Origin of the sequence: Pseudomonas gingeri (assembly GCF_013386165.1) — a bacterium.
GTDB lineage: Bacteria > Pseudomonadota > Gammaproteobacteria > Pseudomonadales > Pseudomonadaceae > Aquipseudomonas > Aquipseudomonas gingeri_C.
Window position 1 is genome coordinate 374,762 of the sequence record NZ_JACAOS010000003.1, and the last position, 14,456, is coordinate 389,217.

At 61.2% G+C, this 14,456-nt stretch carries 10 protein-coding genes; 2 read left to right on the forward strand and 8 right to left on the reverse strand.

Translation table 11 applies throughout. The features are described from left to right. Nucleotides 1-125: 125 nt before the first annotated feature. The gene (locus tag HX866_RS06255; protein WP_177138549.1) at nucleotides 126-1,163 is read left to right on the forward strand and encodes an NADP-dependent oxidoreductase; all 1,038 of its coding nucleotides are present in this window, start codon (nucleotides 126-128) and stop codon (nucleotides 1,161-1,163) included. A 27-nt stretch (nucleotides 1,164-1,190) separates the two neighbouring features. Here HX866_RS06255 and HX866_RS06260 read toward each other — a convergent pair whose 3' ends face one another. From HX866_RS06260 to HX866_RS06270, 3 genes are all read right to left on the reverse strand, one after another. Next, a complete protein-coding gene (locus HX866_RS06260) occupies nucleotides 1,191-1,868 on the reverse strand; it encodes a type 1 glutamine amidotransferase domain-containing protein (RefSeq protein ID WP_177102355.1) in 678 nt (225 codons plus the stop codon). 208 nt (nucleotides 1,869-2,076) lie between these two features. Next, complete coding sequence (locus HX866_RS06265; RefSeq protein ID WP_177138550.1) at nucleotides 2,077-4,011, reverse strand: amidohydrolase; 1,935 nt, start codon at nucleotides 4,009-4,011, stop codon at nucleotides 2,077-2,079. A gap of 110 nt (nucleotides 4,012-4,121) precedes the next feature. Then, nucleotides 4,122-4,751 carry an FMN-dependent NADH-azoreductase gene (locus HX866_RS06270; protein ID WP_177138551.1) on the reverse strand — a complete coding sequence of 210 codons (630 nt, stop codon included), beginning with the start codon at nucleotides 4,749-4,751 and terminating at the stop codon, nucleotides 4,122-4,124. Between the two features lie 102 nt (nucleotides 4,752-4,853). Here HX866_RS06270 and HX866_RS06275 point away from each other — a divergent pair, with 102 nt between their 5' ends. Continuing rightward, nucleotides 4,854-5,708, forward strand: coding sequence for a LysR family transcriptional regulator (locus tag HX866_RS06275; RefSeq protein ID WP_177138553.1), 855 nt, complete (start codon nucleotides 4,854-4,856; stop codon nucleotides 5,706-5,708). A gap of 9 nt (nucleotides 5,709-5,717) precedes the next feature. Here HX866_RS06275 and poxB read toward each other — a convergent pair whose 3' ends face one another. From poxB to HX866_RS06300, 5 genes are all read right to left on the reverse strand, one after another. Further along, nucleotides 5,718-7,442 carry a ubiquinone-dependent pyruvate dehydrogenase gene (gene poxB, locus HX866_RS06280; RefSeq protein WP_177091916.1) on the reverse strand — a complete coding sequence of 575 codons (1,725 nt, stop codon included), beginning with the start codon at nucleotides 7,440-7,442 and terminating at the stop codon, nucleotides 5,718-5,720. Nucleotides 7,443-7,602: 160 nt separating this feature from the next. Then, nucleotides 7,603-9,723, reverse strand: coding sequence for a TonB-dependent receptor (locus tag HX866_RS06285; protein ID WP_177138555.1), 2,121 nt, complete (start codon nucleotides 9,721-9,723; stop codon nucleotides 7,603-7,605). A 14-nt stretch (nucleotides 9,724-9,737) separates the two neighbouring features. Further along, nucleotides 9,738-10,949, reverse strand: coding sequence for an MFS transporter (locus HX866_RS06290; protein ID WP_177138557.1), 1,212 nt, complete (start codon nucleotides 10,947-10,949; stop codon nucleotides 9,738-9,740). After that, entirely contained in the window at nucleotides 10,939-12,864 is a 1,926-nt protein-coding gene (locus HX866_RS06295) for an IucA/IucC family protein (protein ID WP_256344833.1), read from the reverse strand. The genes HX866_RS06290 and HX866_RS06295 overlap by 11 nt, the downstream gene beginning before the upstream one ends. Nucleotides 12,865-13,258: 394 nt before the next feature. Then, nucleotides 13,259-14,131: a helix-turn-helix transcriptional regulator gene (locus tag HX866_RS06300; protein WP_177091920.1), complete on the reverse strand. Its 873-nt coding sequence runs from the start codon at nucleotides 14,129-14,131 to the stop codon at nucleotides 13,259-13,261. Nucleotides 14,132-14,456 lie beyond the last annotated feature (325 nt).

Sequence of the window (14,456 nt, forward strand, 5' to 3'; positions counted from 1 at the left end):
GTTCGCTGGCACGTGATACCCGCCTGTAGGGGCGGGTATTTTTTGGCTTGATGATAGTTGACTGGTCTAATTTCAATAATCAGAGTGATTTTTCCGAAGCACTCATTGAGCAAAGGAGTCTGAAGATGTCTCAATCCAAGCAGGTCAATCGCAGCGTTGTCCTGGCGGCGCGGCCCCATGGTGCGCCGTCCCTGGCGAACTTTCGCCTCGAGCAAGGCCCGGTGCCGCAGCCAGGGGAGGGGCAGGTGCTGCTCCGTACCGTCTTCCTCTCGCTCGATCCCTATATGCGCGGTCGTATGAGCGACAAGCCGTCTTACGCGCCACCCGTCGAAGTGGGTGGGGTCATGGTGGGCGGTACCGTGAGCCGTGTGGTTGCCTCCAGGCATTCCGGCTACAAGGTGGGTGACTGGGTGCTCTCGGGCAACGGCTGGCAGGACTATGCGCTTTCTGATGGTTCGGGTCTGACTTCCCTGGGCGAATCGCCGGAACATCCTTCCTACGCCCTGGGCGTGTTCGGCATGCCGGGTTTTACCGCCTACATGGGCCTGCTTGATATCGGCCAGCCCAAGGCGGGCGAAACCCTGGTGGTGGCCGCTGCCACCGGCCCGGTGGGCGCGACTGTAGGACAGATCGGCAAGATCAAGGGTTGCCATGTGGTGGGTGTCGCGGGCGGGGAAACCAAGTGTCGGCATGCCGTGGAAGTCCTCGGTTTTGATTCCTGCGTCGACCACCAGGCCCCGGACTTCGCCGAGCAACTGGCCAAGGCTTGCCCCAATGGCATCGATATCTACTACGAGAACGTCGGTGGCAAGGTCTTCGATGCAGTCTTTCCGTTGCTCAACACCAAGGCCCGTATTCCCGTCTGCGGGATCATTGCGCACTACAACGACACTGACTTGCCGGCCGGCCCCGATCGCCTGCCGGCATTGATGGGCACGATCCTGCGCAAGCGCATCAAGGTGCAAGGGTTCATCATCTTCGACGACTACGCTCACCGCTTCGACGAATTCCAGCGTGACATCTCGAGTTGGTTCGCCGACGGTCGTATCCATTACCGCGAAGAACAGGTTGATGGGCTGGAGAATGCCTCGGAGGCATTTATCGGCCTGCTGCAGGGCCGCAACTTCGGCAAGCTGGTGATCCGTGTGGGGGCGGATGACTGATCCGACCCCCTCGGGATAGAGGCCTCCTCAGGCCAGCAGTTTGAGCAACGCTTGGGCTGTGGCTTCGGAGGAACCCGGGTTTTGGCCGGTGATCAACAGCCCGTCGACTTCGACGTGGGACTGCCAATCGGCCCCCTTGGTATAACGCCCGCCATTGGCCTTGAGCATGTCTTCGACGAGGAAGGGCACGACCTGGCTCAGGCCCACGGCATCTTCTTCGCTGTTGCTGAAGCCGGTGACCACCTTGCCGGCCACCAACGGATGGCCGTCGCTACCCTTGACGTGACGCAGTACTCCCGGTGCATGGCAGACGGTGCTGACCGGTTTGCCCGCCCGGATGGCGGCTTCGATCAGGGCGATGGAGGTGCGGTCTTCGGCCAGATCCCACAGCGGGCCATGGCCACCGGGATAGAACACGGCGTCGAAGTCTGCAATGGAGACGTCACTCAGCTTACGGGTCGTGGCCAGTGCTTGCACGGCGACCGAATCGGCCTCGAAGCGATGGGTGGCTTCGGTCTGGAAGTCGGGCTCGTTGCTCTTTGGATCAAGCGGCGGCTGGCCGCCTTTGGGCGAAGCCAGGGTCAGTTCGACGCCGGCGTCGAGGAAGGTGTAGTAGGGGGCGGCCAGCTCTTCGAGCCAGAAGCCGGTCTTCTTGCCGGTGTTACCCAGCGTGTCATGGGAGGTCAGGACAATGAGAATCTTCATGGTATCTACCTGTCGATTGAGGGTGGTGAGGCTGTAGTCGAATTGGAGTATGCCGTTATTTTTACTAATAGACCAGTCGTCTATTTTTTAAATCGAGAAATAGGCTCCACTTTATCCAGGGGTGTGAAGCCTGAACGGTGGGTCGGGGTGGTCGACAGTGCACAGGTTGATGCGCAATCGCCACTGGCCCGACCCGAGCGTTCAGCCGTCAGTCGTCAGTGTGGGCATACACCTTGTGTCCGCCTTTCCAGGTTTCGCAGACCTTGATGTCACGGATGCTGGTCGCCGGGACTTTTTCATCGAGGGGGTTCTGCTCGAGAATGACGAAGTCGGCAAAGCAGCCGTCTTGCAATGAGCCGGCCCACTGATCGGCATGGCATTGCCAGGCCGCGTCATAGGTAATGGCTTTCAGCGCTTGCTGCCGTGTCAGGCATTGGCCTTCATTGAGCACCGGTTGCTGACGTGCATCGTTTATGAACTGGCCGTCCTTGCCGCGTATGCCTTCCATCTTGCGGGTGATGGCCTGCTCCATCGAGCGCAACGGGCCCAGCGGCGTGACCGAGCAATCGCTGTGCAACGAGATGCGCATGCCTCTGTTCAAGGCGTCCTTGCACAGGTCGAGCATGTCGCTGGCCTTGTCCTCGAAAATGGCTTTTTCGAAGACATAACCCCAGTAGCCCACGTGGCCGATCAGAAAGCTGGGGGAAATGCCCAGCTGTTGCATTTGATCGAGGGTTTCTGTTGCCAGCAAGGAGCAGTGTTCAATGCGATGCCGTTTCTCCAGGCCGCTCTGCTTTCCCAGTGCATTGGCGTAGGCATCGAGCGTGAACTGGATGGCCCGGTCACCGTTGGCGTGAATCATCAGCGGCCAGCCCTTGGACACCGCCTCTTCCAGTGTTTCCTTGTACGCGGAAGGGAGCTTGTCCGGGTTCTGCTTGCCAGCATCACAGAAGTTGAAGTTGCCCAGTGGCGGCGTGGCTTCACAGCAGTAGGGTTCTGCTTGATAACCTGTCAGCCCCTGATTCGAACCATCCGAGACCAATTTGACTCCGCCCTGATAAAAGTGCCTGGCGGCCTCCTTGGTCACCGGATGGTACGGCGCGATATTGTTGAAATCCTTGCCGTCGCACAACTGCGCATAGCCGATCCGCTGGTTGCTGTGGTGCGTCAGGCCATAGGCCTCCAGGATCAATTTTGACTTCGAATCGACCATCGCGTCGTACAACAGCGTGACGCCACGTTGGGAGGCCTGATCGAAGTAACGCTTCATGTAGGTGAATATATTGACCAGGTCCAAGGCTTGCGCGAGCGGAATCGACCGTATGGCGGTCATGACGCCAGCCTCTTCCTGCAGGTTGCCACGGGTCTTGTCCATGAACGCCTGGAAGGTCGGATACTGGGCTCGTAATGCCTGGCTGGATTTATTGTCGTTGTTGTACACGGCCACGCATGCAGCGGTATTCAGGTAGACGGTGTGCATGGACGCACTCATCATCAGCAACGGGTTTTTGCTGACGATACTGTCCAGATTGCCGATGTTGTCGTCATGCGGGTTGAAGTTGGTGTCGCAATAAAAGGTTGTCAGTTGGTTTTGCTTGTTGCTGTTCAGCGTGAATGGCATCAGCGCCGGGTCGACCATGTGCCCCAGGATCCACGTCGACGCCTTGTCGGGCAGGTGTTTGTCGATGGTTTGTTTCAGATAGTTCCAGTCATAGCTGGGACGTAACCGTTGCGTCTGCTCATCGATGGGCCCCAGATCCAGCCAGCCCTGCATGACACAGGATTGCACGATGTGAATATGTGGCTCGACCAAGCCCGGCAACAGGGTTTTGCCATTCAAATGCCGGGTCTTGTAGGCAATGCCTTTGGCCTGCATCTGGGCCTGGACATGGGCGAGGCTGCCTGAAGCGACCACATCGCCGCCATGGATGCCCAGGGCTTCGACCTGTTCGTCCATGTTGCCGTTCTTGAGGGGGTAGATGATACCGCCGGTGAAGACCAGCGATTCGCTGCCGGGCTCTGGTAATCGGCTCGTGACCTGGCCCGTGAGGGCTTTCAGGTCGACGCTGTGTTTGAGTGCATTCCAGACTGGGTTTTCGCAACCGCAATGGGTGCAGTTATGACCATTTCCATTTGATCCCATGATGCCTTCCTCTGTTTTCGGTGGTGTGAGGACGAACGCACTCAACGTGCGAAGGGCAAGCGTAGCAGGCACGTTGAGAGTCGTTTTGGCAGAACCTTTTTTGCACCCGATCAGGCCAGCCGGTCGGCCAGTGCCAAGGCCTGTTCAGTGGTTTTCTGACGAGAGTCCCGATCGACGTCGGCGCCGAGGATGGTTTTCTCCACATACAGCGAGTGCACGTCGGTCACACCGATAAAGCCCAGCCAGGCCTCCATGTAAGGTTTCTGGAAGTCCATCGGTTGGGTGGCCGGTTCGGAAAAGTCCATTCCGCGTGCATACACGTTCACGGCCCGTTTGTTGTGCAACAGCCCCCGCAGGCCGTGTTCCGGGCTGAATTCAAACAGCACGTCTTTCTGCGATATCACGTCGATAAAGTGCTTGAGCTTGTAGGGCACGGCGAAATTCCACAGCGGAACGGAGAACACCAGTACGTCTGCCTGGTGCAGGTGCGCGGCAAGGCTTTTCAGGCTCGTCCAGGCGGCGTCCTGTTCCTCGGTCAATGGGCTACCGCTGAGGCCTGCGTATTTGGCGTCCATCACCGGCCCGTCAAATTCCGGCAGGTCCAGACTCCACAGGTCCAGGGTGATGACCTCGGTATCCGGGGCGTTCTGCTGATAGCGGGCAATGAACTGGCGGGCAATTTCCAGGGAGGCGGAGCGCTGTTTGCGCGGGGAACATTCAACATGCAGAAGGACAGTCATGGTGGGCCTCGGGGGAATGGGAGATAAGACCCGGGCATTGCAACATAGCGCTGCTTGAAATATAAATCGTGTTTTATGGCCTGATTAATCACGTATCTGCATATGTTCGATGCCTTGTTGCTCAAGACCTTTGTCGCGGTGGTGGATGAAGGCGGCTTTAGCCGCGCCGCAGCCCGCCTGCACCTGACCCAGTCGGCCGTCAGTGGTCATTTGCGGCGTCTGGAAGAGCAGGTGGGCAAACCGCTGCTGACCCGCACCACCCGCTCACAACAACTGACGGCCGATGGCGAACGGTTGATGGCCTATGCCCGGGGCATTCTGGCGCTCAATCGGGATGCCTGGGCCGAGTTGACCCGTTCGGCGTTTCAGGGGAATTTGCGCATCGGTGTGTCGGAAGAATTCGCCGATGCCCGGCTGTTGCGTGATTTGCAGGCCTTCGCCGCCGACTATCCGGGCATGCAGATCAACGTGCAGGTCAGTATTCCCGGTTCGTTGCTGAGCCTGATGAAGCAGGGCGAACTGGATGTGGTGGTCGGTTCGTTGTGTGAGTCCAGCGAGCCCGGTCTGGCCTTATGGCAGGAACCTCTGGTCTGGGCCTGGTCCGCCCAGCCGCTTGGCACCTTGCCGACACCTTTGCCCCTGGCCCTGTTCCCGGAACCCTGTCCTTATCGGGAGGCCGCGTTGACGCGCCTGGCCCAGGCCGGAATCCCCCAGCGCACGGCCATGCTCTGCACCAGCTATGCCGGGTTGCAGGCCGCGGCCCTGGCCGGTTTTGCCATCGCGCCGATGACCCGCAGCCAGGTTTCCCAAGGCTTGGCGGTCCTCGGCGCCGAGCATGGCTTGCCGCCGTTGCCCGATGCCGAGTTCCGTTTATTCAGCGCGCCGCAGGCCGACCCGCTGATGGTCGAGGCGATCACCCGGATGATCGTCCGCTACGGTGCCGGCCGTCGTCACTGAGTGATGGGATCAGCGCAACCAGTTGGTCCGCGCCAATTCGATCACTTCATCGCCCCGTCCGCTCATCACCGCCTTGAGCATATACAGGCTGAAGCCCTTGGCCTGTTCCAGCTTGATGCTGGGCGGCATGACCAGTTCCTGGGTGGCGGTCACCACGTCCACCAACACCGGGCCGTCATGGGCCAAGGCGCGGCGCAAGGCCGGTTCCAGGTCTTCGGATTGCTCGACGCGAATGCCGAGGATGCCCATGGCGTTGGACATGGCGGCGAAATCCGGGTTCTTCAACTCGGTGCCGGTGTCCAGGTAGCCGGAGGCTTTCATCTCCATGGCGACGAACCCCAGGGAGGCGTTGTCGTAGACGATGACTTTCACCGGCAGTTTCAACTGCGCCAGGGAAATGAAGTCGCCCATCAGCATGCTGAAACCACCATCGCCGGACAGGGAAATCACCTGTCGACCGGGAAACGCCGCTTGTGCACCGATGGCCTGGGGCATGGCGTTGGCCATCGAGCCGTGGTTGAACGAGCCGATCAGCCGGCGCTTGCCATTCATCTTCAGGTAGCGCGCGGCCCAGACGGTGGGCGAACCCACGTCGGCGGTGAAGATTGCATCGTCGTCGGCCAATTCACTGAGCAGGCGGGTGACGTATTGCGGGTGGATCGGCCGGCCCGCCTTTGACGGTTGTGCCAGGTCGTCGAGGCCCTGGCGCGCTTTCTGGTAATGCTTGAGGGAGGTTTCGAGGAAGCTGCGGTCGGTCTTGCGGGTCAGGCGCGGCAGCAGGCCGCGGATGGTTTCGCTGACGTCGGCGGCGATCCCCAGGTCCAGCGTGGCGCGCCGGCCCAGCGCTTGCGGATTACGGTCGACCTGGATGATCTTCGCGTCGGTGGGGTAGAACTGTCGATAGGGGAAGTCGGTGCCGAGCATGATCAGCGTGTCGCAGTTGAGCATCGCGTGGTAACCGGAACTGAAGCCGATCAGGCCGGTCATGCCGACATCGAAGGGGTTGTCCCACTCCACATGCTCCTTGCCCCGCAGGGCGTGGACCACCGGTGCGCCGAGGGCATCGGCCAGGGCTAGCACATCGTCGTGGGCGCCGGCACAGCCGCTGCCGCAGAGCAGTGTTACCGATTGGCTCTGTTCAAGGATCTCGCCGAGGCGTTGCAGGTCGTGTTCGGCCGGCAAGGTCCGTGGCGCCAGAAGCGCCGGCCACGGCTTGAAGCTGTCTTCCACTTCCAGCAGCGACACATCCCCCGGAATCACCACCACCGCCACGCCACGGTTGAGGATCGCCGAGCGCATGGCCCGGTGCAGCACCTGGGGCATCTGCGCGGGGTTGGTCACCAGCTCGATAAAGTGGCTGCACTCCTTGAACAGCTCCTGGGGATGGGTTTCCTGAAAGTAATTCAGGCCAATCTCGGAGGAGGGGATCTGTGCGGCGATGGCCAGGACCGGCACATGGTTGCGATGGCAGTCGAACAGGCCATTGATCAAGTGCAGGTTGCCCGGCCCGCAACTGCCGGCACACACCGTCAGCTCGCCGGTGGCAGCGGCTTCGGCGCCGGCAGCGAAGGCCGCCACTTCTTCGTGGCGCACATGCATCCACTCGATGCCGTCCATGGTGCGCAGGGCATCGGTCAGGCCGTTCAGGCTGTCGCCGGTCAGGCCCCAGATGCGCTTGATGCCCGCCTGTTCAAGGGTGGTCGCCAATTGCTGGGCCAGGGTGATTTTCGCCATGAAGAACTCCAGTCGTCAGTGAGTGTAAAAACTGCTGATGAGTAGAGGACCGTGCCATGGCGGGGAATGCTCCCCGCTGAATGTGAAGAATTGCTCATGGGCAGGGGAGGCGTCAGCCCTCTGCAAGGATTCAGGGCTGACGCTTTCGCGGGCAGCGCTTTTACCAGTCGACAGCGTAGCTGACGCTCAAGGTCCGGCCTTCAGCATTCGGGTAGGGCGCGCGGGCGTTGGCCTGGGCGAACATGTTCTGGTAGTTGCGGTTGGCCAGGTTGTAGAGCCCGCCTTCCAGGCGACCCACCGGCAATGCCACCGAGCCCAGCAGGTCGTACAGCGTGTAGCCCTTGATATCGCGACCGTTGTTGTCCTTGAACGCCGCGTCGTAGTCCGACAGGCGCATGGCTTGCAGACGCAGGTTGTAGTCGCCACGGTCATAAACCACGAAGGCCGTGGTCTTGGCCGGGGAAATGCGCGTGGCCGGCAAGTCGATCCATTTGCCGTTCTGGTCGGTCTCACCCTTGGCGTAAGCGTAAGTGCCGCCCATCGACCATTGATCCGTGAGGTTGTAGCTCAGGCTGGTTTCCACGCCGCGCACGCGTTCCTTCTGGTTGATCAGGCGCAGTACGCGGTCGTTGGCATCATAGAACTGAGTGACGTCCGAGGTGTTTTCGTAGGCGGTGACGCTGGCCTGCCACTTGTCCCAGTTGCCACGCCAGCCCAGCTCATAGCTGTTGACCTTGAGGGCCTGGGCGTTGAGTTGATGGATGTCGTAGGTGCTGCTGACGTCACGCAGGAAACGCTGGATATCCGGCAGGGAAAAGCCCTGGCTGAAGTTGACGAACAGGTCCTGGTTTTCGTTCAGGTGATACACCGCCCCGAGGTTGTAGAGCGTGTCGTTGTATTTCAGGGTGCCGCCGGGCAGCGTTGCGCGATTGCCGGTCTGGACGATTTCGCCATAGGCGATGCTGTCGGCAATCTCGCTGTCGATCCATTCGCGACGCACGCCGCCACGCAAGGTCCAGTCGCCGATGTCGTAGGACAGCTGAGCGAAAATGGCTTTGGTGGCAGTCGCGACGTCCGGCCCCATTTCGAAGGTGGTGCCGGTCTTGGTGTAGGTCAGTCCATTGACCCGGTACTGATCGCCGCGTTGGCGCGAGGTTTCGTGATCGTAGTCGGCGCCCCAGACCAGCGAGCCGGTGGCCGGGCCGATGTCCGGCAGCTTGCTTTCGATAGCCGCCCGCAGGCCGTAGACATCCTGCACGCTGTTGTTGTTGGAGACCCCGGCCAGGCCCCGTGACAGGTCCGGGAAAAACAGCGCATCGGCACGTCGCCAGTAGCTTTCGACCTGCAGACCCTGGCCGTAGAAATCCTTGTCGGTGTAGTTGAGGTTGACGGCCTGGTTATGGGTGTACGGCTGGTCATCCAGCTTCAGGCCTTTTACCGCGACCGCATTGCTGGTGATGAGCGGGTCCTTGGTGTAGTCGGTGTCCTGTTGGTCCTTGTAGTCCTGCAGCGACAGGCTGATCTTCTTGTCGGCATCCAGCTCGTAACCGAAGCGACCTTGCAGGTCGTAGGTGTCGGTGTCCATGTTGCTGCCCTGGGACGTGTCCTGGGGAATGCGCTTGCCGTTGCCGTCGAACTGGTCGTTACGTTGCACGGTGTTGGCCGACAGGTACCAGTCCAGCGCGTCCTTGCGCCCGGTTGCGCTCTGGAACGCCTCGTAGGAGAAACCCTTGTTATTGAGGTTGTTGCCGGTGGTCATGCCGATCTTGCTGCTGAACGCCAGCTCCTCACCCTTGTTGCGTTTGGTGATGATGTTGATGATGCCGCCCGACGCGCCCGCGCCGTAGACGCTGCTGGCACCGGATACCACTTCGATGCGCTCGATGCTTTCCGGGGCGATGCTGTTGAGTTGGCGGAAATTGTCCCGCGTCGCGTTCTGGGACACTCCGTCGATCAGGATCAGCGTGTTGCGCCCGCGCAGGGTCTGGCCAAAGTTGCTCATGCCGCCGGTGGACGGGGAAATACCCGGCACCAGTTGGCCGAGGACATCCGCGACCCGGCGTCCGGCACCGGTCTGCTGGCGGATCTGCTCTTCGTTGATCACCTGCACGGAGCCTGGAATCGAGGCAATGCTGGTTTCGCTGCGGGTGGCGGACACCACCATTTCCTGCAGTTGCAGGGCGCCGGGTGCCGCCTGGGCGGGCTCGGTCTGATCGGCCCAGGCCGGTGTGCTCAGCGAGCCAATAAAGGGCAGCAGGATGGACAGTTGTGTTTTTTTCATGGTGCTTACTTGGTTTAATTCCGAGAAATGTGGGTCGATAAAACGCTGGTTTCCGGTGTTCGTGAAAAGGATCGGATGGCGCGGATACCCAGGGCGGCAAAGGCGTAGGTGAGTGCGACCAGCCAGAAGCTCTGCGCCAACCCGACGATCCCCATGCCGATGCCACCTATCAACGCCCCGCACAGGGCGCCGGCTTTGGCGGCGCTGTTGCCCAGGCCCAGGGCAAAGCCCTGTTGGCTGGGCGCAACGGTGTTGGCGATCAAGGTGTAGGCGACGGGCAGCAGTGCGCCTTGCCACACGCCCCAGAGCAGTCGGCTGGCAAGGAAGCCCATCCATTCGCTGGCCACGGCGGTAAAGGCCAGGGTCAAGGCGCAGGACCAGGCGACCCATTCGATGACGCGCAAGGTGTGGGCGGGCTGATGGCGGTCGAACAGTCGCCCCCACAGCGGCGCGGACACGGCGAGGGTGGCGGCGCTGGCGGCATAGCTGGCGCCGATCAGCCAGCCCGGTGCGTGCAGGACGTCCGCCACGTACAAGGCATAGAACGGCTGCGGCATCATCTTGGCGGCCTGGATCAGGACGATGACCCCGAGCATTCCCCCCAGCCAACCTTTGGGCAGCGCCGCGTGAGCAGGTTTTTGCTTGGACGGCACGCGTTGCGTGTCGCTGGGTAAAAACAGGCTGATCAGCGCGCACAACAGGCAAATCGCCGTGGCGCTGTAGCACAGCAAGGCGAACCCCGAGACATCCATCAGCCAGCCGCCGAGTACCGGCCCGGCCAGTGAGCCGACCGCCGTGGCCGATTGCAGGCGGGCGAGAATCTGCCCGCGCCCGCCGTCGCCGCAGCAGGCCAGCGCATAGGCCTGGGCGGCGGCGATAAACCCGGCCAGGGCACCTTGCGCCACCCGGATGCCCACCAGCAGCCAGGGATCGAAGGTGATCGCGGCCAGCGCCTGACACACCGCCAACGCCAGCAGCGCGCGAATGATCATCGGCTTGTGCCCGGTGCGGTCGCCCAGTCGCCCCCACAGCGGCGTCAGGATCATCGCCGCCATCATCGGCCCGGCGTACACCAGCGCAGACAGCAAGCCGGTGTACTGGGCATTGGCGACGCCGAGCAGTTTCTGGATCTGCAAGGGCCAGAAGGGCCCGCTCATTTCCATGGCGCCCATGGAGATGAGCTGGATCCCGACCAGCAAGCGCAGCGCCGTGTCGTTAGCCGCCATCGGCGTTGACGCTGAGCGGATTGCGCAGACGCCCGACGATATCGGCGTGACTGTCGAGCAGGCGCATCCGCATGAACGACTTGGCGGGCCAGTCCTGTTCCAGCAGTGCCCGGCGCTCGGTTTCCCAGCGCTGCGGTTCGACCTGATCGCGCAGGTCGTCGAAGCACTGGCTGACCTGCGTTGCCAGCTCACTCCACAACTGGGCCTGGGGGATGTCGAAGTGGCGGGCGCTGAGCAACACCAGTTCGCCCAGATGACACATGAAGACCGTGTGCAGCAGCTTGTCGCGCACGAAGCCGGCGTCGTCATACAGGGTCATCTTCGGATCATGCAGTTCGATGTCCAGACCCTGTGCATGCAAGGTGGTGCGATCGATGCGGATATCCCCGAAGTCACGCAGCAACAGGCGGCTCAATTGTCCGTCGGCGGCCATGATCATGAAGCTGTTTTGCTGGTGGGCCTCGAAGGCCACGCCGTAGCGCAGGTACATGCCCAGCAGGCCGGGCACCACAATCGAAACGTAGTCGTGGAAGAACGAGCCCATGGCGTCGCGGTCATCCGTGCCCTTGGCCAGGTGCACCCACTGCCTCAACAGCGGCTGACCGTGCTGGTCGATTGCAAACAGACTGCCGACCGGAATGGCCATTTCACCGGGCTGCAACTGGCTCAGGGGGTTGTCCCGATACAGCGCGGCGAGATGGCGCGAGCGTTCGTCGTCTACCGGTTGCGGCTTGTAATGCACACCGATGCGTTCGGGAACGATGCCGAGAATGTTCCGAATCGCGGGTTCGCGCGCCAGGATGGTTTGCATCAGGTGGCTGATGCGTGGGCCCATGCGCGCCGAGCGTGGCGAAACGGTGCGCTGCACGCTGGTCAGGCGCAGTGAAACCGGCAGCTTGACCATCGGTGCGTCACGTCGGCCCTCGGGCAGTACGGTGCGGAACGACATGGTCGGATGGGCGGTGAACGCGACAATGTCGGTCAGCACCAGCAAGCGGTCGCCGATTTCGTTGGCGAAGGTCTGCGGCAGTTCCTGGCGTGCCTGCCATGGGTGGGCCGGCAGTGGCAGGTAGTCGCCGGCTTCAAGACCCTGGCGCGTCAATTCAGCGGTCAACTGCAGTGCGGCCTGGGGGAAGTGGGCCTGCCACCACTGCCAGTAATCCACGGTGCCGGCCAGTGATTCGACATGGGCGAACTGGCGGTGCAATGCACAGAGGATCACCGGGAAACGGGCTTCGAATTCCGGCGAGAAATCGATGACCTGATCCGTGCTCAAACCCAGTTTGGTCTTGTAGTTGGGGTGCCATGGGTGACCCAGCGTGCCCCACTGTTCCAGCAGGGAGGTGGGGTTGGCAACGTTGGGCTCGTCCTTGAGCCAGATCAGCAGATTGTCGTCATGGACCGGGTCCATGGCCCCATGCAACTGGAGTGTCCAGCGCTCGTGGAAGGCCAGGCATAACGTGTCGTTGGCGAAACTGTCGTCGAGCTCTTCGTTGAGGCGGCGCAGCACCTCGGCGTCAGCCGATGATTCGAGGCCGTTGTTGAGCAGGGTCAGCAGTTCCGAGGGAAACTGGATCTTGTGCGGCGGATGATCATCGCCGTAAGCCGTGAGGTCGCCCCGCAGGTCCCAACTGCTCATGCGCCCAGGAAGCAAATGGTCGAAGCACAGGCGGGTTCGGTCGCGAAGTGTCAGCCAGCAGCGAGGGGACTCGTCGTATTCGAGAGCGCCGGCATCCAGCAGGCCTTCACGGAACAGCGCCTGGATCAAACGCTGGAAACTGCGCTCGGCGGCGGGCGCCAGGGTGTTGACCAGTGCGTCAAGGGTGATGTGGTTGGCCTGGAAGAGCGGGGTGCCAAGTGCGTCGCTCCAACGACTCAACAGGGCTTGCGGTTTCTTGCTGTATTCATTCGTCAAGTCTGACTCCTTGTGCACGACCTTGAGTGAAAAGCACGCGGAGAGTAACGAGTAAAAATACCCGAAACAAATGATAATCATTGTTATTTGTGTCTTGTGATTTACATTCCCTCCCGAAAATCAGCTCATGTTTATTGACAGGAAAACCGCTCTATTCCGCTTGTTTCAAGCGGTGGTTGGGCTTTTATGGGGCGGTGCTGGATCCACTCATGCGGAAGATGTGTCAGTATTTCCTACATGAAAACAGGACTGTTCTTACGACGGATTTTGTGTGGGCCGGTCGCTTTCCAGAAGGCCTGGAGGAGGCCTGGAAATCGCTGAGAGTGTGGCCGCGAACACCCTCCGACGGTGCTGTCGGAGGGTCTGTTTCATTGAAAATCCCGAGCGGTCACGCTTACCCATATTGATCCTGACGCGGCCCGGCCTTGCTCGCCGGCGTGCCAGGAATATCCGCTGGCGCCGCAGGCACGTGCTTTGCCCGACTGGGCACAAACGCCATCCAGCGGGTCAAACCATGCCGGCCGCTGACCCCCAGTTTGGTGGTAGCGCGCTTGAGGTAGGTTTCCACCGAGCTGTTCTTGACGTTCAGCCGCTGGGCCATTTCCGACACCGTGATGCCCGTCAGCAGGCCCAGGCAAACCTCTTGCTCGCGCGCCGAAAGGTTGATGGCGTCCTGCGCCAACCTCGCGCTGAAGGCTTGATGCAAGGCGTCGTGCTCGGAACCTGCCTGCGCCGCGCCGGTCCAGCGTGTTCCGGGCGGCGCGAGCAACTGCGCACGGTGCACCACCAGCGGCAGTAACGTATCGGACAGGCTTTTGAGCATCGACAGTTCGGTCACGGAGAACGCCTGCAAACTCGCCATGCGATGGAAGCAGATGACCCAGCGCAGATCGCCGCTGCCCGAGACCAGATTGCACTGATGGGCGCTGTGCTCTGGGTGTTGCCGGTTCGCTGGCGTCTTGAGCTGGATCAGCAGGGGCGCCTCCATCTCCAGGACGCTTTGCAGCAGCGGGTGGGGAAGTGTGTTCGGCGCGCAAATGTCGTGCACTTGGCCGGCGCTGCCCAGGCATTTGCTCGGGCCGATACTGCCCCGATCTGCATCGAGGGTCCATTCGCTGAGGTCGAGCCCGTGAATCGGTACCAGGCTGTTGACGAACGCCAGCATATGCTCGGCAAAGGCGTCCTCCGCGGCGCTGGAAACCAGTTCACCCAAGCGCAGATAGAGGTACGGATCATGACCGTGTCCGAGGTCGTGGGTCAGCTTCATGCTGTTATCTTCCTTGATGATGATCTTTCAAAGGGTGTCCCCATGTTGGGGGTCGCTCTTGTCAGCTAATGATATCCGACATTCAATCTTAGGGAATTATCCTACGTCTGTACTGGGAAATAGGGACGCTAATTGTGCTGGCGTTGGCCCGGTGTGAACGCCGGCAAAGCCCTATGGCCATTGGCCTTCACGCCCTCCGAAGCCTTCTGCGCAAGGGCTGGCGGGGCAGGGTGGGAGGTCGTTGTCGGGGTTTCAAGGGACAGACAAGGTCGGCAGGCTGCTGCTTAATATGCGGTCCAACAGCCTACAAGAAGGATCTTGTGCC